The 22,006-nt window shown below is 63.0% G+C and carries 14 protein-coding genes and 1 riboswitch; of the genes, 5 read left to right on the forward strand and 9 right to left on the reverse strand.

Features of this window, described 5'->3' with window-relative positions; all coding sequences use genetic code 11:
* Positions 1–5 precede the first annotated feature (5 nt).
* The 5 genes from AB8841_RS03460 to AB8841_RS03480 all read left to right on the forward strand — a co-directional run bounded on the left by AB8841_RS03460 (position 6) and on the right by AB8841_RS03480 (position 6,467).
* Positions 6–1,784: an acyl-CoA dehydrogenase gene (locus AB8841_RS03460; protein WP_370434463.1), complete on the forward strand. Its 1,779-nt coding sequence runs from the start codon at positions 6–8 to the stop codon at positions 1,782–1,784.
* A 4-nt stretch (positions 1,785–1,788) separates the two neighbouring features.
* Positions 1,789–2,634 carry an SDR family oxidoreductase gene (locus AB8841_RS03465; RefSeq protein ID WP_370434464.1) on the forward strand — a complete coding sequence of 282 codons (846 nt, stop codon included), beginning with the start codon at positions 1,789–1,791 and terminating at the stop codon, positions 2,632–2,634.
* A 126-nt stretch (positions 2,635–2,760) separates the two neighbouring features.
* On the forward strand, positions 2,761–3,756 hold the full coding sequence (locus AB8841_RS03470) for a magnesium transporter CorA family protein (RefSeq protein WP_370434465.1): 996 nt from the start codon (positions 2,761–2,763) through the stop codon (positions 3,754–3,756).
* 294 nt (positions 3,757–4,050) lie between these two features.
* Positions 4,051–4,800 (forward strand): SOS response-associated peptidase, encoded by a 750-nt coding sequence (locus tag AB8841_RS03475; RefSeq protein WP_370434466.1) that lies wholly within the window; start codon positions 4,051–4,053, stop codon positions 4,798–4,800.
* An 848-nt stretch (positions 4,801–5,648) separates the two neighbouring features.
* Positions 5,649–6,467, forward strand: a complete 819-nt coding sequence (locus AB8841_RS03480) for a glycosyltransferase family 2 protein (RefSeq protein ID WP_370434467.1) — start codon at positions 5,649–5,651, stop codon at positions 6,465–6,467.
* A gap of 292 nt (positions 6,468–6,759) precedes the next feature.
* On the opposite strand, the gene AB8841_RS03485 is transcribed toward AB8841_RS03480, so the two are convergent.
* The 9 genes from AB8841_RS03485 to AB8841_RS03525 form a co-directional block, all read right to left on the reverse strand.
* A complete protein-coding gene (locus AB8841_RS03485; RefSeq protein WP_370434468.1) occupies positions 6,760–7,404 on the reverse strand; it encodes a trimeric intracellular cation channel family protein in 645 nt (214 codons plus the stop codon).
* 28 nt (positions 7,405–7,432) lie between these two features.
* The gene (locus AB8841_RS03490; RefSeq protein WP_370434469.1) at positions 7,433–9,070 is read right to left on the reverse strand and encodes a peptidoglycan D,D-transpeptidase FtsI family protein; all 1,638 of its coding nucleotides are present in this window, start codon (positions 9,068–9,070) and stop codon (positions 7,433–7,435) included.
* A 14-nt stretch (positions 9,071–9,084) separates the two neighbouring features.
* Positions 9,085–11,502, reverse strand: coding sequence for a penicillin-binding protein 1A (locus AB8841_RS03495; protein ID WP_370434470.1), 2,418 nt, complete (start codon positions 11,500–11,502; stop codon positions 9,085–9,087).
* Between the two features lie 447 nt (positions 11,503–11,949).
* Positions 11,950–12,038: riboswitch (glycine riboswitch) on the reverse strand.
* Positions 12,039–13,029: 991 nt separating this feature from the next.
* Positions 13,030–14,979, reverse strand: coding sequence for an aconitate hydratase (locus AB8841_RS03500; protein ID WP_370434471.1), 1,950 nt, complete (start codon positions 14,977–14,979; stop codon positions 13,030–13,032).
* Positions 14,980–15,227: 248 nt separating this feature from the next.
* Entirely contained in the window at positions 15,228–15,725 is a 498-nt protein-coding gene (locus AB8841_RS03505; RefSeq protein ID WP_370434472.1) for a MaoC/PaaZ C-terminal domain-containing protein, read from the reverse strand.
* Positions 15,726–15,779: 54 nt separating this feature from the next.
* Complete coding sequence (locus AB8841_RS03510) at positions 15,780–17,711, reverse strand: PHA/PHB synthase family protein (RefSeq protein WP_370434473.1); 1,932 nt, start codon at positions 17,709–17,711, stop codon at positions 15,780–15,782.
* A gap of 688 nt (positions 17,712–18,399) precedes the next feature.
* Positions 18,400–19,770 carry a magnesium transporter gene (mgtE, locus tag AB8841_RS03515; protein ID WP_370434474.1) on the reverse strand — a complete coding sequence of 457 codons (1,371 nt, stop codon included), beginning with the start codon at positions 19,768–19,770 and terminating at the stop codon, positions 18,400–18,402.
* Positions 19,771–20,062: 292 nt separating this feature from the next.
* Positions 20,063–20,851, reverse strand: a complete 789-nt coding sequence (locus AB8841_RS03520; protein WP_370434475.1) for a DUF1194 domain-containing protein — start codon at positions 20,849–20,851, stop codon at positions 20,063–20,065.
* A gap of 617 nt (positions 20,852–21,468) precedes the next feature.
* The gene (locus tag AB8841_RS03525) at positions 21,469–21,915 is read right to left on the reverse strand and encodes a hypothetical protein (RefSeq protein ID WP_370434476.1); all 447 of its coding nucleotides are present in this window, start codon (positions 21,913–21,915) and stop codon (positions 21,469–21,471) included.
* Between the last annotated feature and the right edge of the window lie 91 nt (positions 21,916–22,006).

Consider the following 22,006-nt stretch of genomic DNA (forward strand, 5'->3'; position numbering starts at 1 on the left):
ATGCCATGGCCTACCGTGCGCCCGTGTCGGACATCCTCTTCACCATGCGCTATGTGGCGGGGTTCGACCGCGCGGTCGCCGATGGTCTTTACGGCGACCTTTCCGTCGACCTTGCCCGGACCATCCTGGAGGAGGCCGGGCGCTTTGCCAATGACGTCATCGCGCCGCTCAACCGCGAGGGGGACGAGCACGGCGCGACCATCGCGGACGGCGCCGTTACCACTGCTCCCGGCTGGAAGGAGGCCTACCGGGCCTGGACCGAGGCCGGATGGAACGCGCTTCCCGGCCCCGCCGAATATGGCGGGCAGGGCCTGCCGACGCTCTTGAACTCGGCCTGCGTGGAGATGTGGAACTCCGCCTCGATGGCCTTCGGCATCGGCCCGGTGCTGACCCATGGCGCGATCGAGGCAATGGCCGTGCATGCCTCGGAGGCGCTGAAGAGCCGCTATCTCGAAAAGCTCGTCTCGGGCGAATGGACGGCGACGATGAATCTCACGGAGCCGCAGGCGGGATCCGATCTGGCGGCTTTGCGCACCCGCGCCGAGCCCGTCGGCGACGGCGCCTACCGGATCACGGGCCAGAAGATCTTCATCACCTACGGCGAGCACGACCTCACCGACAACATCGTCCATCTCGTGCTGGCGCGCCTGCCCGATGCGCCGAAAGGCACGCGCGGCATCTCGCTCTTCCTGGTGCCGAAGATCCTCCCGGACGGCACGCGCAACGATCTGCGCTGCCACAGTCTGGAGCACAAGCTCGGCATTCACGGTTCTCCCACCTGCACGATGATCTTCGGCGATAACGGCGGCGCCGTCGGCTGGCTCGTGGGCGAGGAGAACCGGGGCCTCGCCTGCATGTTCACGATGATGAACAATGCGCGCCTCGCGGTCGGCCTTCAGGGTGTCGCCATTGCCGAGCGCGCCTATCAGCAGGCGCTTGGCTACGCTCGCGAGCGGCGCCAGGGCCGCGCCATCGGGGCCGTGGAGGGCTCGAGTGCCATCGTCGAGCATCCAGACGTGCAGCGTAATCTCCTCACCATGAAGGCGCTCACCGCCGCCGCGCGCGCCATCTGCTACATGACGGCGGAGGCCATCGACCGCGCGCATCTGGAGCGCGATGCGGTCCGGGCCAAGGCGGCGCATGAGCGCGCTTCCCTCCTGACGCCGGTCGCAAAGGCGTTCTCGACCGATATCGGCATGGAGGTTGCGTCGCTCGGCGTGCAGATCCACGGCGGCATGGGCTTCATCGAGGAAACCGGCGCGGCCCAGCATTACCGGGACGCACGCATCGCGCCGATCTACGAAGGCACCAACGGCATCCAGGCGATCGACCTCGTGACGCGCAAGCTGCCGCTGTCCGGCGGCGACACGGTGCGCGCGCAGATCGCCTCCATGCGCGCCGTCGTCATGCGCCTCCTGAAGGAAGGAACGCCCGCTTTCGGGGCGACCGCCTCACGCTTGCGCGATACAGTCGATAGCCTGGACCGCGCGACGAGCCACATGCTCCGGTCAGTCTCCTCCAATGCGCCCGCCGAGGCCCTGGCGGGGGCAACGCCCTACCTGCGTCTCTTCGGTCTGGCTCAGGGCGGCGCGGCGTTGGCGCAAAGCGCGCTCGCGGCGAATGCGCTGATGATCGGCGGCGACACGGATCCCGCCCATGCAGGCCGCATCGCGCTCTGCCGCTTCTTCGCGGAGAGCCTCGCGGTGGGCGCGAAGGGGCTGGAGGACGCGGTGCTCGGCGGCGCGGGCTTCCTGCAGGACGCCAACCTGGCCCTGGCGGGCTGATCCGATGAACCTCAAGGGAAAGACGCTTTTCATCACCGGAGCCTCTCGCGGCATCGGTCTCGCCATCGGGCTGCGCGCGGCCAGAGACGGCGCGAATATCGTCATCGCGGCCAAGACCGCGGAGCCGCATCCCAGGCTCCCCGGAACCATCTACACGGCTGCGGAAGAAATCGAGAAGGCGGGCGGCAAGGCGTTGCCGCTCATCGTCGACGTGCGCGACGAGGCGGCGGTGAGCGGCGCCATCGACAAGGCGGCCGAGACCTTCGGCGGCCTCGATATCGTGGTGAACAACGCCAGCGCCATCAGCCTCACGCCGACTCCGGTGACGGACATGAAGCGGTTCGATCTGATGCACCAGATCAACACGCGCGGCACCTACATGGTGTCGAAATATGCAATCCGGCATCTGGAGAAGGCCCAGAACCCGCACATCCTCATGCTGTCGCCGCCTCTCGACATGAAAGAGAAGTGGTTCGCACCGCATCTGGCCTATTCCCTTGCGAAATACGGAATGAGCCTCTGCGTGCTCGGGCTTGCCGGCGAGCTGCGGGGAAGGGGCATCGCCGTCAATGCGCTCTGGCCGCGCACCACCATCGCGACGAGCGCCGTGAGGAACCTTTTGGGCGGCGAGGAGATCGTGCAGGCGAGCCGAACACCGGAGATCCTGGCCGATGCGGCCTATGCTGTCTTCGGAAAACCCTCGCGGAGCTTCTCCGGCCATTTCCTCATCGACGACGTTTTCCTGAGCGGCGAGGGCGTGACCGATTTCGAGAAGTACCACGTCGATCCCGGCAAGACGCTGATGCCGGATTTCTTCGTGCCGGACGATACGCCGCCGCTGTCCCGATGAGACCGCAGGAGCGATCCACTTCCCGCAGGCCCGGACTTGATCCGGGCATCCAGGTCTCTAAACCTGAGGGGCTCCTGAAGGAGATCCAGGGACCGCCCGGAGATCGCCAGGCGAGCGGAGGTGAGTATGATCGTGATCCATAGACCGGCTCAGGCAGCGGCTTCCTCAGGAGAGTCGCTCGTGCGGTCCGTGCTGCCCCCGGGAGAGCCGATCCCTGACGACACCCTCTGGGTCGATCTGATCGACCCGATACGGGATGAGGATCGGGTCGTCGAACGCCACCTCAATATCGAGATTCCCACCCGCGAGGAGATGGCGGACATCGAGCCGTCCGAGATCCTCTACAGCGAGAACAACGCGCGCTATATGACCGCGCGTGTGCTCTGCAGTTCCGACACGGAGAACCCGAAGCTCATCGACGTTTCGTTCATCCTGACCGAGGGGGCGCTCGTGACCGTGCGCTATGGCGAGCCGCGCTCCTTCAGCATGTTCACGACCCGCTCCGGCAAGCCGGGCGGGTGCCGGCATCAGCCGGAGGCTGTCCTCGATGGTCTTATCGAGACCATCATCGACCGTGCCGCCGAAATTCTTGGAGCGATCGGGCAGCGCATCGACCGCCTGTCGCAATCGATCTTCGAGAACGAGAAGAAGGGCACGCGCCGCACCGCCTCGTTCCGGGTGGCCCTCAAATCCATCGGACGCAAGGCGGACGTGATCTCGAACGTGCGCGAGAGCATGGTCTCGGTCGAGCGCCTGCTGCTCTTCCTGTCCGCCACCATGCCGAGGCCGCAGAAATCGCGCGGCTACCAGGCGGAATGGCGCACCGCCCTGCGCGATGTGCAATCCATCGAGGAGCATGCGACCTTCCTGTCCAACAAGGTCCAGTTCCTGCTCGACGCCACGCTCGGTCTCGTCACCATCGAGCAGAACGATATCATCAAGATCTTCTCGGTGATGTCGGTGATCTTCCTGCCTCCGACCCTGATATCATCGCTCTATGGCATGAACTTCAAGCTCATGCCGGAGCTCGATTGGGAGTTCGGCTATCCCTGGGCGATCGCCCTCATGATCCTCGCGGCCGTGCTGCCCTATCTCTATTTCCGTTGGAAACGATGGCTTTGACGCGCGCATGTCATCCCCACTGTCGTGTCATCCCGGCGCAGGCGGGGACCCATAACGACTCGCGCGTCGTGCGAAAAAGGGGACCCGGTTTTTCGCAGCAAACGATGCGCTGTTCTATAGAGGGAGCATCGGGTGCGATCCCAAAAGTGCAAATGCTCTTCCCGCGTCCGATGCTCTAGAGCCATATCCACTTCGCGGAAAAAAGCTCTCATCGGTGAAGGGAAGCGCAGCGGCCGCCGCCGTGTCAGCCCCGGAACGACAAGTGGGTGTATGAGGAGGTAAAGGAGACCAACCATGTGCGGGCGCTATGCGATCACCCTTCCGCCTGAAACCTACCGGGAGTTCTTCGGCTACCCGGAGCAGCCGAACTTTCCTCCGCGCTACAACGTGGCCCCTACGCAGCCCGTGCCCATCGTGCTGGAGGATCGTGGTGAGCGGCATTTCATGCTGGTACGCTGGGGCTTCCTGCCGTCCTGGGTCAAGGACCCGAAGGACTTTCCCCTCGTCATCAATGCACGCGGCGAGACGCTCGAGACGAAGCCGACATTCAAGGCCGCCCTGAAACGGCGGCGCTGCATCTTTCTGGCCGACGGCTTCTACGAGTGGCAGCGCCACGGCCGCGAGAAGACGCCGTTCCTGATCCGCCCACGCTCGCGCAAGCCCATGCCGATGGCGGGTTTGTGGGAAACCTACATGAGTCCGGACGGCGCCGAGATCGATACTGCCGCGATCGTCACCACGGACGCCAACGGCGCGCTCTCCGCCGTGCATGAGCGCATGCCCGTGATCCTCTCGGAGGAGGAGATCGGCGCGTGGCTCGACGTGCGCGACGAGCGCACCAATGTCATGCGTCTCGTGCGACCGTGCCCCGACGATTGGCTCGAGGTGGTTCCAGTCTCGAGCCGTGTGAACAAGGTCGAGAACGACGACCCGGGCCTGATGGAGCCCCTGATCGCGCCGGAAACCGCACCGGTGCGCAAGAGCAAGCCAAAGGCCAAGCAACCGCTTTCGAGCGACGAGGACGAGCAGGGGAGCCTGTTTTAGCTCCTCTTTCCGTCATGCTCCCGCTTGTTACGGCCATCTCCATCGTCCCGACCGCTGTCTCTAGCGCATCGTGCGGACCCAGCGGGCCGCGCTCGCGCATCGTGCGAAAAGTGGCCCCGGCTTTCACGAACGTGGCCCTTCGGGTCCGAATCAAACGATGCGCTCATCTAAGAAGGGGGTATCGAATCCATTAGGCCAAATCCGCGGATGACGCGAAGCGTTCCAGGGATGAGCGGCTATCGCCGAATGGTTACGGCGACTTGCCTGCAGAGCTTGCAGTAAAATGGGAGACTGGTTCCAGGCATAAGGTGCCGCCATGGCATAACAAAATGCTATATCATGGGGCGGTCGTCCGAGTGATAGGCTGTTGGATCCGCTTCGCGGGAAAGGCGGTCTAGCTTTTAGGCGACGCGACGGGGAGCGACAATTATGCTCGCCGACGACCGGCTTGGTAGTTCGCCGGAGCCAATCCAGACGCATCTCGGCCGGCTTTCGCGGTTTCAAGAGGACCGCTCCTCCACTGAATCATCGCTGGGGCCAGCAGCTTTGTGGCAACGCCCACCCCGGAGCCGACAATCAGCCCCACCGCGACGATGCACAGCAGCTGGCGCCAGTGGCGTGCGTCATTGAACACGGTTCTCATCGTTGCCCCTTCTAAACCTGCCAGGGTTCCCTTTTCTGTTCGACAAGCACATAGCACTTCTCGATCCCCAATGGCGAGACATCAATGACGCAGCCGAGGCCGGTTCCGCCTCGTTCTTCAGGAAAGGCGGGGAGGAGAGGCCCCTAAACGATTGATCGCCGACGCTCTTGCCATCTTTTTCGTGGGCGGCTAGGCAGCCGTTGCCATGCTGCCATTGTCCGTGTTCATCATTGCCAAGAACGAGGCCGACCGGATCGGCGCGACGATCCGCGCCGTGCGCGACCTGACGGACGATATCGTGGTCATCGACTCGGGCTCGACCGACGGCACCCAGGCGCTGGCCGAGGAGCTGGGCGCACGGGTGCTGTTCAATCCGTGGCCGGGCTACGGCCAGCAGAAGCGCTTCGGCGAGGAGCAGTGCCGCCACCCCTGGCTGCTCAACCTCGATGCCGACGAGGAGCTCTCGCCGGCCCTGCGCGCGGAGATCCGGGCGCTGTTCGCGCACGGCGAGCCGCCACGCCCGGCCTATGGGATCCGCATTGCCGAGACCTATCCCGGCGAGGCCGCGCCGCATCCGCTGGCCTACCGGATCGCCCCGGTGCGGCTCTACCACCGCGAGGTCGGGCGCTACTCGACCTCGCTGGTGCACGACCGGGTCGAGCTTAAGCCGGGCACGCGGGTCGGCAAGCTCAAGGGCCTGGTCCATCACCGCTCGATCCGCTCGCTCGGCGACCAGATCGCCAAGCTCAACCTCTACACCGACCAGCTCGCCCTCGACCTCGAGGTGCGCGGCGTCTTGATCCCGACCTGGCGGCTCTATTGCGAGTTCCCGGCCGCCTTTCTCAAGGCCTATTTCGGGCGGCTGCACTTCCTGCGCGGCACCTACGGCTTTCTCATCGCCATGAACTACGCCATCTGGCGTCACCTGCGCCTCGCCAAGCACTACGAGAAAAAACGTCGGAATGCCCTGGAAGCGTATCGAGCCAAGGACGTCCAAGGGTTGGTGCCCCAGGCCAGGGAGTGATGCCCGCGTGCCGCGCGATGCTTCGGATAGTCCGTCGCTCCGCTGTAATCCAAAGTGGCGAGTGCGCCGGAAGTGAAAAGTGGAATCCACGTTTGGGATTTCCTCCGATGCTCCCTTCCTGGAAAGAGCGCATCGTTCTTGCGAAAAACCAGCTCCACTTTCTCGCATGATGCGCTGGGGGAAACAGTATCGAACGTGAAACGGTTGGGCTCACATGTCCGAACACGTCGATGGGAATGAGGCATGTCCATCGAGGATGGCTCGGCGATGGATTCGGCGCCTGACCAGGCCGTCAGCGCTTTATCTCGTCCCGTGTCCGACCTGGCCGGGGGCGATAGCGCGGTAGAGACCAATCCCAGCGGAGTGCCGCTGCCCGGATCACGAATGCAGTCAGGAATCCGCTGGTCAGTGCGAACTCGCGCGTGGTCCCCGCCAGCGCCAAGGCAACGAAGATCGCCGCTCCGGCCAGGGCGGCGGATGCATAGATCTCGCGGCTGAGAATGACCGGGCTTTCGCCACCGAGGACATCCCTGACGACCCCCCCGAAGGTCGCCGTGATCACGCCCATCGCGACGGCGACGATAGGGCTGGCCTCGGCGAGCAGCGCCTTCTCGGCGCCGGTTACCGCGAACAGTGCCATGCCGATTGCGTCGAACCAGAGGAGAAGCTTGAGCCGGGACTGCGGAATGTGGGCAAGAAAGAACGCGGCGCACGAAACCAGCACGCAGGTCACCAGATAGGCCGGTTCCTTTACCCAGAAGACCGGAAGCGCGTTGATGAGCGTGTCGCGGATCGTCCCCCCGCCAATTCCGGTCGCCGTGCCGAGCAGCACGAAGCCAACCAGGTCCATTTGCTTGCGTGAGGCGACCAGGGCCCCCGTGGTTGCAAACACGATGACCCCGAACCAGTCGAGCAAGGCGGCAAAGGTATCGAACATCTCTCTCGTTTCCACTAGAAGGGGCAGGTCATTGGGCGATGACCGTCTCGGGACGGATCCCCAGTAACGGCAGGATCTCGCCCATGACCTGCCGTGTCACCGGCACGGCGTTCCACCCGGAGGTTCGGAAGCCGAAGGTTTCCGGCAGGCCGCGCGGCTCGTCCAGGATCGTCAGGAACAAGTAGCGCGGTGCGTCGATGGGGGCGACGCCGACAAAAAAGGTCATGACCTTATCCTTGGAATAGATCCCGCGGACAACCTTTTCGGAAGTTCCCGTCTTGCCGCCGATCCGGATCGGATCGAGGGCAGCACGACGGGCAGATCCGGCTTCGACATTCAGGCGCATCAGGTCCCGGATGGCTTTGACGGTTGCGGGTTTGATGACGTCCCTGGCGCGAAGGCGGGCCTCAAGGCCATGGTCCGCGAGGAAGGTGGGGGTGATCAGATCGCCGCCGTTGACAAGGGCGGCCACGGCCATGGCGCTCTGGAGCGGAGTCACCGCGATGCCGTGCCCGAACGCGACGGTCGCGGTCGTGACGTCGCTCCATCGCGATGGCACGATGGGCGCGGAGCTCTCGGCGAGTTCCGTCCGGACCTTGTCGAACTGCCCTAGCGTCATCAGGAACGACCGGAGCCTCTTTGCGCCGATGGTCAGCGCCATGCGGCTCATGGCAATGTTCGATGAGTAGATGAAGCTCTCGGGCAGTGTCAGGACCCGTTTCTTCCCGCGGAAATCGTCGATGGCAGCGCCGCCGACGGCAAGCGGCCGGCTGACGTCGAAGGTGGAACCGAGCGTGAACAGCCCGGTCTCCAAGGCCAGTGCGGTCGTCAGGGCCTTGTAGATCGATCCCATCTCGTAGCGGCCTACCTGCATTCGGTTGATGCGATCGGATTGCAGCGCCAGACCGGGCTCGTTCGGATCGAAGTCGGGCAGCGACACAAGGGCGATCACCTCTCCGTTCGTGACGTCGAGGACGAGCCCGGCGGCGGCAATGGCCCCATACGTTTCCACAGCAAGGCGAAGGCGCTCGGCGTAGAGATGCTGGATCCGGAGGTCGATGCTGAGGCGAACGGGCTGAGCGTCGGGTTCTGCCCCCGCCCGGACGGAGGTCGGTTCATGCATTGCCATCGTGGCATCGATCCATTTCTCGATGCCCGCAAGGCCCCGGTTGTCGATATCGACCGCCCCAAGGACATGCGCGGCCGCCGCCCCATTGGGATAGACCCGCGTCGGCTCGTGCCGGAGGTGGATGCCTGCAAGACCGAGGGACCAGACGCGGTCGGCCATCGAGGGCGGAATCGAGCGTTTGATCCAGGCGAAGCCCGACCCCGACGTGAATTTCCGGCGGAGGTCGTGCGGGTCGAGATCGCCGAACACCTCGACCAATCCCTCGACTGCCTCATCCACATCGATAATCCGCCGGGGTTCCGCGTAGACCGAGAAGGCCTTCAGCTCCTTGGCGAGCAGGACGCCGTTTCGGTCGACGATGTCGGGCCGTGCCCGCTGGATCAGGTCCGGAGAGGCCGCCCGCGGCTCGGCAGGGTCTAGGCCGAACGCAACGAGCCTCATCGCAAGTGCGGCGAACAGGCCGATAAACCCGATGGCGGCCAGCCGGATGCGGGCAGGCGTCCGCTCGAATGCGAGCGTGAACAGAGGCTGTGCCATCGCGTCGCCCCGTCTCAGCGGAAATAGATGGGGCCGGAAGGGGCGTAAGCCTCTCGTGCCGGGAGATCGGCCGGGTCCCGGTCGGCGACCGGAGGAAGTTCCGCAGTCGGAGGCTCGGTGCCGGGCTTGAACGCCTCCAGGATCGAGCCCTTGTCGGGAGTGCTGCGTTTTCCGGTGAAGGGATCGACAGCAATCAGCTTGATGCCGGGCGGAACCCGGAAGGCGCTTCGCGGCCTGTCCGCAAGCGCGCGCTTCAGGAAGGCACGGGCGATGGGCGCGGCATATGCTGCTCCGTAGGCGGACCTGCCCAGAGAGCGCGGACGGTCGTAGCCGAGGTACACGCCGACTGCCAGCTCCGGCGTGGAGCCGACGAACCAGAGATCCTTGGCATCGTTCGTCGTGCCGGTCTTGCCGGCAAGGGGCCGGCCAAATCCGGAGAACACCCGCGGCAGCGTGCGCTCGACGACACCCTCCAGCAGGGAGGTCACCTGATAGGCGGTCAACGGATCGATGATCTGCTCTGCCCTATCCGACAGCCTGGGGACATCCTGGTTGCGCCAGGAGGAGGCGGAACAGGCTGGGCATCTCCTCCGGTCGTGCCGGAAGATCGTCTTTCCGTGTCGGTCCTGGATGTGATCGATCAGGGTCGGCCGGATGTAGCGGCCGCCGTTGACGAACATGGCATAGGCGGACGTCATGCGCAGCACCGTCGTCTCGCCGGCTCCGAGCGCCATCGCGAGCAACGGCGGCAGATCGTCCTGGACACCCAGACGCCGCGCATAATCGGCAACGAGCGGCATCCCGACGTCGCGGGCCAGCCGGACGGTCATCACGTTCTTGGACCGCTCCAGCCCGATGCGGAGGGTGGTTGGGCCGTCGTAGCGGCCGTTGTGGTTGCTCGGGGACCACGGCGCCTGTCCAGGGCCTTGGGCGATGGACAGCGGGGCGTCGAGAATCAGGCTGGAGGGCGTGTAGCCGCTGTCCAGCGCGGCCGCATAGACGACCGCCTTGAAGGTCGAGCCGGGCTGGCGCCAAGCCTGCGTGACCCGGTTGAACTCGTTCTGGCTGAACGAGAAGCCCCCGACCATCGCGCGGATCCGGCCGGTGTCCGGCTCCAGCGCGACCAGGGCTCCGGAGATTTCGGGCACCTGCCGCAGCCGGTACTCGTCGGATGCCTTCCCGATCGGCTCGACATGGACGACGTCGCCGACCCGCAGGATGTCGTTCACGCGGCTCCGGCGCGTCCATCGAATGCCCTGAACCGTGATCCGTCCCGTGCGGCGGGCAGCTTCCACGGCGCCGCCGGCGTCCCGGTCAGGCCGCAGGCCGATGCGGGCGCTCTTGGCGTCGACCGCGAGCACGACGGCCTGCCGCCAGGGCCGGATGTCCTCGAACGCGGGCAGTTGGGCGAGCCTCACGCCCCAGTCGCCGTCGATGGCGGCAAGGTGCGTCTCGGCTCCGCGCCAGCCCCGGGTCTCGTCGAAGCGGGTCAGACCGTCGACGAGGCTCTTGCGGGCCGCGGCCTGCATCTTGGGATCGAGCGTTGTGCGGACCGAAAGGCCGCCCTCGTAGAGCGTCGCCTCGCCGTAGCGGTTGGCGAGTTCGCGCCGGACCTCCTCGGCAAAGTAACCGGCCTGCGACTCGGGCGGCGAGACCGGACGCGGATTGACGACGAGCGCCTTCGCCATCGACTCGGCGGCCTCGTGTGCCTCGATGGAGCCGTTGGCGGCCATCCGCTTCAGGACCCAGTTGCGGCGAGCCACCGCCGCCTCGGGCTGGCGGAAAGGGTGATAGTTGTTCGGCCCCTTGGGCAGAGCAGCGAGATAGGCGGCTTCGGCGAGGTTCAGCTCGTGCACGGACTTGTTGAAGTAGCCCAACGCGGCCGCCGCGATGCCGTAATGGCCCATGCCGAAGTAGATCTCGTTGAGATAGAGTTCGAGGATGCGGTTCTTGCCGAACGTCTCCTCGATCCTGAAGGCGAGGAGAAGCTCCTTGATCTTGCGGATGTAGGTCTGTTCGCGCGACAGGAGCAGGTTCTTGGCGACCTGCTGGGTGATCGTCGAGGCACCCTGCAAGCGGTCAGAACCGCTGGAAAGATTGGCCAGCACGGCACGGCCGATGCCCCTGGGATCGATGCCGTTGTGATCGTAGAAATTCTGGTCCTCGGCGGCCAGGAAGGCGGCGGTGATCCGTTGCGGCACCATCGAGAGGGGAAGATACAACCGGTTCTCACGCGCATATTCCGCAATGATGCGCCCGTCGGCGGCATGCAGCCGCGTCGTCATCGCGGGCTCGTAGCGCGCGAGCTCTGCGTGATCGGGCAGATCGGCGGAGACATGCCAGAGCAGAATTCCCACGGCCAGCGAACCGCTGACCAGAACAAGGGAAGCCAAGGCCGTTGCAAAGCCGAAGAAGCGAAGAACGAAGCGCATCGCGAGCATCCGAAATTCATGCGGGTGCGTACGCTGACGCGACGGACCCGTTCACTGGCGGTGAATGACAAAGGGATCGTTTCGCCACATACGGTCATGCGGCGGCTCACTCGAACGGACAGCCGCGCTCATTCCCACGTCACGCGAGAGGCGAAGCGCGTCGGGGAGGCCGGAGCCGGACGTTCAGGAATGAGACGTGGCGTGTCGGTTGTTCAGGGGCGTGGGATCGTGCCGCGTCGGGTTCTTCCCCGGCGGTCGCGGCGAAGGGAATGCATCACGGCTTGCGGATATTCAGAGAAGGGCATGCGTCAGGCTCCATCGATGGCCCGCAGGCGAACCTGCGGCGGAGCCCCCTCTGTCGTTAGCCTGAGAGTTTCGTCGCGATGCGCAGGGCAGCCGCGACTTTCACCGTGGGCGGGAGCAGCCGCTCCACTTTTCAGAGTGTCGAGCAACGAAGCGGTCCTGGGTGCCTGAGAGTTTCCGGGGCGGTTGCTCCTTCGGCGGCCAGCAGGCTGGCTCTCTCCCGCTCATTGATAAGGTCAATCTAGCTCGGTTTGCGGCAGAATTGTGTTCTCCGGACGTCATCCGGTCAGCCCGTTCGGCAATCCCTCAGAGGTTCTCGCCCTCAGAGATTCTCGGTTCGGACAAACCAGGTAAGCAAAAGGCTCTCACGACCATCGCCGCATCCCACCCGGATGCGGAGAAGCTTGGCCAAGTTGCAGGTCGAGTTTTAGGGCATCGCCGCGAATGGAGGCGCGGTAGGTGACAGGCATCCTGTGCGATCCCGGATGCTATCCTGCGGCGGCCGTAGTATGATCCTCGAACATTGGATTTAACGAAACGCGTCTTCCAGCCACGGGAGGTTCTGTGATGGCACACCGCGAACAGCATGGGAATCGGGAGGCCAAGAAGCCGAAGAAGGAAAAGGGTGGCGCAAAAGCTCAACCTTCGAAATGGTCTGTCAGTGAGGCGGTTGAGGCAAACGCTGGTTCCAAGCACTAGCGCATCGTGCAAGAAAGCGGACCCGGTTTATCGCCAGAACCATGCGCTCATCTAAGAAGGGAGCATCGTGCGAGAAAGTGGACCCGGTTCTTCGCAAGAACGATGCGCTTTTCTATAAGAGGAGCATCAAATTGATCCCAAAAGTGGAGTCCACTTTCGGGTCCGATGCTCTAGCGCATCGTTCGGACCCGGCGGGCCGCGCTCGCGAACAGGGGACCCGGTTTTCACGGACGCGGCCCTTCGGGGCCGCTCGAACGATGCGCTGCTCTAGTCTATAGCCTTGAGCATCTTTTCACGCAAAACCGGTTCCCACTTTTGCGTTCGAGGCTCTGGGAGGGAGCATCGGATTCACTCCCAAAAGTGGACTCCACTTTTCACGTCAGATGCTCTAGGCGTCAACGCGACAATACTCTTGCGGCCTCGGTTCCAATCGCAATCGGCGTGCTACCTGCAACCGCCAATACCCTTCGGAAGAGAAACTACCGCGATGATCCGATGTCCCTCTCATGCTCCGTTTCCAGCGTTTCAAGTCGAGTGACCAGTGGCTTCCTTCACCCGGTTGACCAGACCACCACGAAGCACGGCGTCCACCTGCCGGGATGACATGGAGTGGTGAACACGATAACTCCGGCTTCGTGTCACGTTTTCGGCGATAAGCTCATTGCCCATGACCAGGGAACGGTGCAAATCGATCAGGCGCAGTACATCTCCCATCTGGATGTCGTCATAATCGGCGGCGTCACCGAAGGTCAGCGGCAACACTCCAAAATTGATCAGGTTCTGCGAATGAATGCGTGCGAAACTCTTGGCAAAGACCGCGCGCAGACCAAGGAATCTCGGCCCGAGAGCGGCGTGCTCACGGCTTGAGCCTTGGCCATAGTTATCTCCACCCACGATAATGTGGCCCGGCACCTGCTTCGCGCGCGCGACATAGCTCGGATCAACCCCCTCGAACGAAAACTCTGCTATCTTGGGAATGTTGCTCCTGAACGGCAGGACGCGATTCCCCGCAGGCATGATCTCGTCTGTCGAGATATCGTCTGCCACTTTGAGCAGAACGGGAACTTCCAATGAATCGGGCAACGACTCGGAAGGAGGCAAGGAGACGATATTGGGTCCTTTGCGCAGGGCAACCCGCAGCGCAGCTTCAGGCGCCAAGGGTGCGAGGAATGCCTCACGGTTAACGATGGGGTCGTCGGGATCTGCGATCCGTAAGTAAGGAATGCCCAACGTTCGTGGATCCGTGATCACGCCGGTCAGGGCGGACGCGGTGGCCGTCTCAGGGCTTACCAAACACACCTTGTCTTCCCGAGTGCCGGAACGGCCGGGGAAGTTGCGGGGCACCGTTCTCAGAGATAGCTCGTGTGTCGCAGGAGCCTGCCCCATCCCGATGCAGCCGTTACACCCTGCCTGATGCAGTCGCGCTCCCGCATGAATGAGATCTGCGACATGGCCGTCGCGCACCAAGGTCTCCAACTGCGCCCGGGACGTGGGATTGACGTCGAACGAAACGCGATCATGAACACGCCGTCCGCGCACCATCGTGGCGGAAACGGCAAAGTCGCGGAAACCGGGATTGGCCGAAGAGCCGACATAGGCCTGGTAGATGGGCTGACCCGCGACCTCGCGAACGGGCCGCACGTTCCCTGGGCTCGATGGCATGGCAATCAAAGGCTCCAGGCTCGAGAGATCGATCTCATCGTGCAAGTCGTATCCCGCTCCCGGATCCGCAGTAAGTTCGACCCAATCGTTCTCCCTCTTCCAGGCACGCAGGAAACGACGAACCTCCGGATCGGAAGGGAATACCGTGGTGGTCGCCCCGAGCTCTGCGCCCATGTTGGCGATGACATGTCGATCCATCGCGCTCAGCGTACCGAGGCCGGATCCATAATACTCGACGATGCGCCCAAGTCCGCCGGCCACGCCATGACGACGCAACATCTCAAGAATGATATCCTTGGCGCTCACCCATTCCGGCAGCGCGCCTGTGAGCTCAACACCCCAGATTTCCGGCATGCGTGTGAAGAACGGTTCTCCTGCCATGGCTAACGCCACTTCGATGCCTCCGGCACCAATGGCCAACATGCCCAGCGCGCCGGCCGCCGGCGTGTGACTGTCGGAACCAAGCAAAGTCTTTCCTGGCTTGCCGAAGTTCTCCTGATGACAGGGGTGGCTCACCCCGTTTCCAGGCCTGGAATACCACACGCCAAATCGCTGGCATGCGCTCAGAAGAAAAAGATGGTCATCAGGGTTTTTGTAGTCCGCTTGGATCAGGTTGTGGTCGACGTACTGAACACTGACCTCAGTCTTCACACGATCAAGCCCCAGTGCCTCTAGCTCGAGCATGACCATTGTGCCAGTGGCGTCCTGGGTCAGAGTTTGATCGATGTGAATTCCTATCTCCTCACCAGGCGTCATCTCGCCAGAGACAAGGTGCGAGTGAATGAGCTTTTGCGCAACGCTCCAAGGCATCATCGCTCCTCCCTTGTGGAACGGCAGACATTGGCATGCGCCGGTCGGTCACTCGCAGTTTGCAGGCTGAGTAACGAGACACTTTCAAGGATTTGCCTCCTGCCCTTTGCAGGCCTGCGGAACTATCAACGGATCAGCGCAGCTTCCGTCATTTGCGATCAATTGGGTCCATTTCATAAATCCCCCGAACGACGCACCCGACCAGAAATGCGGTTTCTTTTCATAATGACCATGTCTGGTCTTCCCCTGAACTACTCCCGGACGTGATGCCCCTCCGTGTCAAGTGAAACGGCAGGTAAGATTACCCGTTCCCGCGCCACCTTCTCCACAGGGGCAATGACATCTGCAACGCCCTCGATCACAACCTCTCCACGCTGGTTGAGGGCCGTGCATTCAAGACTGACGCGATGATCATGGTCGCTCTTCTGCGCCACCTTAACAATCACGCTGACGGTGTCGTCGAGGATGACCGGCTTTCGAAAGTAAAGGGTCTGAGCGAGATAGATGGTTCCAGGTCCCGGTAGCTTGGTACCGAGGACAGTCGAGATCAGGGCACCGCCCCACATGCCATGGGCAACCACTCTGTGAAACATGTCGCTCTTAGCGAATTCCGGATCGACATGCGCCGGATTGATGTCGCCTGACATGACGGCGAAAAGCTCGATGTCTTTGAAAGTCAACGTACGGGTGATGCTGGCTGTGTCGCCAATCCGCAGCTCATCGAACGTTCTGTTTTCAATCATGCTCATGAGCGGTTCTCCGAGACAATCCTCTCCCGGATTCTGCGGCGGGCGTGCCTGTCGTCAAGATTCAAAAACGTATCGGCCGGGCGCGTCTTCAAGCGGTGGTCCGCCCTTCTCGGGTATTCCGAATGGGGGAGGCTGACCATGTCCATGCGATTGTCTATCCAACCAAGAACTCCAGGCCGGCCACCACGATCCATTATGCAACTCGGTTTGCGCATACCAGGTCTCAGGGTCGACATATTGGGCAGCCGCAGGATGATGAGAGATCCGATAGCGCCTTCCCTGGTGCCCGGGCTCGCTCACAATTCCCGCGTTGTGGCCTCCGCTGGTCAAGACGAAGGTCACGTCCGTGTCCTCGACCAGATTGATCTTGTAGACGGAACGCCATGGCGCAACATGGTCCCTCTCGGTCGCAACCGAAAAGATCGGGAGGCGGATGTCGCCAAGTGCGACCGGGCGCCCGGCCACATCGTAGCGGCCCTCGAACAGATCGTTTCTAAGAAAGAACCGACGCAGATACTCGCTGTGCATGCGATAAGGCATGCGGGTGCTGTCGGCGTTCCAGGCCATCAAATCGGTCATAGCCGGACGCTGTCCAAGCAGGTATTCCTGCACCACCTGAGACCAGATGAGATCGTTGGAGCGCAGAAGCTGAAACGCGCCCGCCATCTGCCGTGTGTCGAGATAACCTTGATCCCACATGATGTCCTCGATGTAGCTGAGTTGGCTGTCATCGATGAACAGAGATAACTCGCCGGCATCGGTGAAATCGACCTGAGCCGCCAGCAGCGTGATCGAATTCAGGATATTCGTTCGCTTGCGCGCCAGATATGCCGCGGCGATCGCAAGCAGTGTCCCGCCGAGGCAGTAACCGACGGCGTTGACTTTCGCATCGGGCGCAATTGCCTCGATCACCTTCAGGGCGTCGAGTATGCCATGCGTGAGATAATCATTGATTTCGAGATCACGATCCTCAATCGTTGGATTGTGCCATGAGATCATGAACACCGTATGCCCGGCTTCGACGAGATATCTGACAAGGGAGTTCCCCGGCGACAGATCGAGAATGTAATACTTCATGATCCACGCGGGCACTATGAGGATCGGCTCCTTTCGAACCCGACGGGTCATTGGTGCGTACTGAAGGAGTTCGATAAGCCGGTTTCGGTAGATGACTTTGCCTTTTGTCGCTGCGACCTGGTCACCCGGTCGGAAATCCTCAGTCCCAACGGGCGGCTTTCTGCCAACGATATGCTCCCAGTCCGCCCAAAAATTCATTGCGCCACGGAGAAGGTTCTGGCCGCCTTCGTGGAAGGTCGCCGAGAGGACATTGGGATTCGTTGCGACGAAGTTGACGGGCGAGACGGCATCAAGCAGCTGGCGCGTCATGAACGAGACAACCTGCTCGTGGTGTGGCGAGACACCCGGGATCCCTGTCGTGGCGTCGTGCCACCACCGTTGATTCAACAGAAAGGCTTGAGAGATCAGGTTGAACGGGGGCTGCCGCCAGGCCCCGCTTCGGAAGCGACGGTCTTGCGGCAGTTGTTCAATACAAAGGGGGCATTCAGTGTTGAAAGTGACGTGGAAGGCGTAATGTAGGAACCGGAAGGTGTCGCTGAAACGCTTTTCTGCAAGTTGCTGATGCTTGCCCGGCGATACCCACAGATGAATGGCCCAGTCGGCATAGGCGAGGCAGAGTGCTGCGGGCGAGAGCCCAAGGGTAAAGCGCCCCATGGTGGCGTGAATCAACCGATCGACGCTCGTCGGGGCGCTGACTTCGGTTGGAGCTAAAGGCGGACCGAGTTGTCCCGCCTTGCTTTTCTTGACATCTGCATTGTCATGCTCCGGCGAAGCATGAGGCGATCCTTGTAACCAAAAGAGGAACGGATTCGATGCTGCTGCGGTAGGCCAACCGAATGGCGCGCCAATTGACGTCGACGGAGCGCTGGTGGAATTTGCATTGCCGGGTGGAAGAGCTGCGCGAGCCATTGGCACTGCCGACCTATCCAGAGGGCCCTCTTAACCTAGAACTGCTTCCATTTGCGGGGAATCATCTCTCTTCATGGGCCCGCCCGCCTTTTTGACGGTGAACCGGATCCGCTTCACCGAAAGTGGCTCTAACGAAGCAATATCGTCGTTTCGCAGATCAATCGCTCCGCTTTGTCGCGCGAGCTCGAGTCGCAGTGGCCAAGTTCTGCCGTAGAGCGTGCGCGGTGGGAAAGCAGGCTTCGTATTGATTGCCCTCGCGGTAGGTCTGCATCCGCTCCAGAGCCTTATGAGCATCTGCGGGAGGCATGTTTCGAATGGCGTCGATGAGCCGCTCGCATCTTGTCTTCGCTGATCCGCTCTCTGCCCGAGCTGGACCCATGGACAGGATCACTGAGCACGTTATCAAGAGGAGGCGCGGCAATGTCTTTGGCGTCATGTGAAGTCATCCTGACTGCTCGGAGAAAGCTCTCAGGCCGGCGATATTGACGAATAATTCGTCCTCCTGCTCGGCCGTTCCTCAGATCGGTTGCGGCAGGCCGAAAGATTGTACGCTAGCGAGCCGTGTGGGTATGCGGCTACGCCGGACGGAGAGCGTCGTCCCTGGGAGAGCGTCGTCCCTGGGATAGCGTCGGCGGATCCCAAGGACCTCGATATGGAGGCTCGTTCAGTCGAAGAAAATGCGCTTCGTTCAGAGCAGAGTGCCTCTGAGGATGGCAAGCGCGACCGTGAAGTAGATCACCAGTCCCGTCACATCGACCAGCGTGGCCACGAAGGGAGCCGATGCGCTCGCTGGATCAAACCCGGTCCGTTGCAGGATGAAGGGCAGCATCGAGCCAGCCAGCGAGCCGAAGGTCACGATCCCGACCAAGGCTGCTCCCACCGTGAAGGCGATGAGCACCCAGTGCTCGCCGTAGTCATAGAAGCCAAGCTGCTGCCACAGGGTAATGCGGACCATGCCGATCAGGCCCAGGATTGCCCCGAGGGTCACCCCCATGGGCAACTCCCGCAGGGCGACACGCCACCAGTCGCGCAGCCGCACCTCCCGCAAGGCGAGCGCCCGGATCAGCAGCGAGGTCGCCTGCGATCCGGAGTTTCCGCCGGAACTCATGATCAGTGGAATGAACAGAGTCAGCACCAGAGCCTTCTCCAGCTCGCCCTCGAAAAACTGCATGGCGCTGGCGGTCAGCATCTCGCTCAGGAACAGGATGCACAGCCACCCGGCGCGCTTGCGGATCATCTCGCCGAAGCCGATCTGCATATAGGGCTCCGTCAGGGCCTCCATGCCGCCGAACTTCTGCACGTCCTCGGTGCTCTCCTGGACGATAGCGTCGATCACATCGTCCACTGTCACGATGCCGATGACTTGTCCCCTGTCCACGACCGGTACAGCCAACAGGTCGTACTTGGAGATGATGCGCGCGACCTCCTCGCGGTCAGTGAGCGGCGTGACCGTCACGGGGCGGCGTGGACGCGCGACGGACAGGATCGGGGCCTGTGGCTCGCCCGAGATCAGCCGTCGCAGCGAGACGGTCTGGACCAGCTTCCTCGTCCGGGGATCGAGCACGTAGATCGCGTAGACGGTCTCGCGCGTGCGCTCGACCCGGCGGATGTGATCGAGCGTTTGCGCCACCGACCAGGTGGTCGGTACGCTGGCGAACTCTGTGGTCATCATGCTGCCTGCCGTATTCGGGGGATAGGACAGGAGCCGCAGGACCGCGAGCCTCATATCGTCGTCGAGGCGATCCAGCAGCGCGGAGCGGCGGGGGTCCTCGATCTCGCGGAAGACCTCGGCGACCCGGTCGGCGGACATGCCGGACAGGAGGTCCGTCGCCCGATCCTCCGGCAGGGTCGCGATCACATCGGCGGACGATTCCAGCTCCGGCTGGTCGAGCACCGCGACCGCCTGGTCGAGCGGCAGGCGGGCAAGCACCTCCGAGGCGATCTCGGTGGGCTGCTCGTTCAGAATCTCGGCGATGTCGGCGACGTGTTCGTTGGCCAGCTCCGCCGCGAGGGCGGAGGGATCGCGAACGACCTCGGTTGTGTTGGTGTTGTCCTGCATGGCTCACCTCGTTCTCGACCAGCCGTCATGGGCCGGTCGCGGGCGAGCCGATCAAGCGATCAGGTGTCCGCGCGGGCCGGCGACGGCAGAGGCAATCGACTGTGACTGTCGCTTGGCATTTCGTTCAGGTTCCAGTGGGTCCGCCGTCGGGCCGAAGCGGGACGGCAACGTCATGCAGGCATGCGCCTCCCCGCAGTGGCTGTCAACCAGGAACATAGCCTTGCGGCCCAAGGCGAACAAAGCGCCTGTTCGGTGCGTCCGCATTGATGACAGGCAGCCGTGATGCCCTGTGCTATTCCCCGGCTGGCCTTCTGGAGTGAGTGCCTCCCGCAGAGCAATCCGCCGGCGTATCGACCAGGGCGCGGCGGACGAACGTTTCGGGCATCCGCCGGTCGGAGACCTCGCGGACGATCTTGGTCCGGATCGCATCGAGAAACTGATGCCGCTCGCGGATCGGGATCATGAAGGCCCCCGCGCCACCGATGACGCAGTCGCGGTAGTACAGGTCGAGATCCGGGATGTCCCAAGGGCCTCGGGGCTGTTCCAGCATGATCGGCAGGCCGTTGATCGTGGTCCCCTGACTGACTGCCTCGTCGCGGGCCGCCGTCACGGAGCGGCCCTGGTTGTTCGGCCCATCGCCGGAGATGTCGACGACCCGGCGGGTCGAATCGAATCCGCTTTCACGCAGCAGACCGAGGCTGAAATCGATCGCCCCGGAGATGGACGTATACCCTGCCCGGTGAATCGGGATCCGTGCCAGACGCTCGGCGAACCCGAGCGCATCCGCAGGCTGCTCGATCACGGTCCAGGGGACGAGGATCTGTTGCTCCTCCGCCCCTGACCACTCCACATAGGTCACTGCAATACGTCCCAGCAGGCCCTGGCGGATCGCGCGCTGCACGTCGGGGGAGCGGAAGGCCTCGACATAGCCCTGCCGCTGCAGATCCTGCTCGTCGGGCTCCATAGACTGGGAAATGTCGACCGCCAACACGAGGGCGAGATCGATGCTGGGTTCGCCCTCGGCGCCCCATGCGCCCGAAATCGACAGGGTGGCTGCCAGGGTAAGCATGAGTCCGCGCATGATGCCGATCATCCTAGGCTCCCGTTCAGGCGTTCGAGGCTACGGTTTTCATAAGGGCAGCAGGGAAATGGGACGATTGTTGGTTGCCCGCCGAGGCAGGAGAGAGGACGTAGCGACACGGCGCCTCCGATTGGAGGCGTAGCAACCGCGACCGGGACTTGGAAAAGGCGGGTAGGGCGATATGAAGGCGATCTGAGGCACCCCTCGATACAATCCCGGCGGTGCTTCTGAGGTGATCGCGTCCCTTTATGCCACTCCGAATAGGAATCGTCGCAAACCACCGCCTTCCCCCACCCCATGATGGTTTTATCCAACGACCCCGTAAAGCTGTCGGCTCATCTCGAGACCACGCTCCACTCCGGGCGCATCTGCGGGGACTGATGGGCACCGGGGGCGGAATTCCATCTGGCCGACATGGTCCAAACCTCGGACGCATGGCGCAGCTGACAGCGGCCGCGGCTGCCTGGGCGAGACGGCAGGTCACGATCCAGCCAGCGGAGTTTCTGAATGGCAGCGACCCTCCTTGTCCGCCGACCTGGGATTCTGCGTCGGACCGGCGGGCAGAGGGTTCCCAGCATAGGACTCCTTCCTTGCCGTCCTGGCGGAGGATTATGTATTCACGGGACGTGGAGGCATCCCATGGACGAGACCTTCACCGCGAGCCTTACCTCCGCGTAGCCGGGGGATTGGCCCACCGGCACGGGCGAGATGTCCCGGCGCATCCAGAGACACGACTGGGCGGCAACGCCGCTCGGACCGCTGGAGACGTGGCCGCAGAGCCTCAAGAGCGCCGTCGACCTGATCCTCCCGAACGGCTTCCTCATGATCATCCTCTGGGGGCCCAGCTCATCCAGGTCTACAACGATGGCTATGCCCAAATCATGGGCCTCAAGCATCCGGCCGGACTGGGCCAGCCCACCCGCGACTGCTGGCCCGAGGTCTGGCACATCAACGAGCCGATCTACGAGCGTGTCCGGCTCGGCGAGACGGTCGCCTTCGATGACGCCTAGGGGTATGGCGAGCGCCGTATCCGGACTGATGACTCGAACGAGACGGAGCCCCAATCCTCTCCCAGGGACAGCAAGGGCCTGGGCGGCCAGTTCCGACCGCGCATTTCTATCCTATGGTGTGGAGATGAGGCGTGCCGATTCCCGC

Source organism: Microvirga sp. TS319, from assembly GCF_041276405.1.
Taxonomy (GTDB): Bacteria; Pseudomonadota; Alphaproteobacteria; order Rhizobiales; family Beijerinckiaceae; genus Microvirga.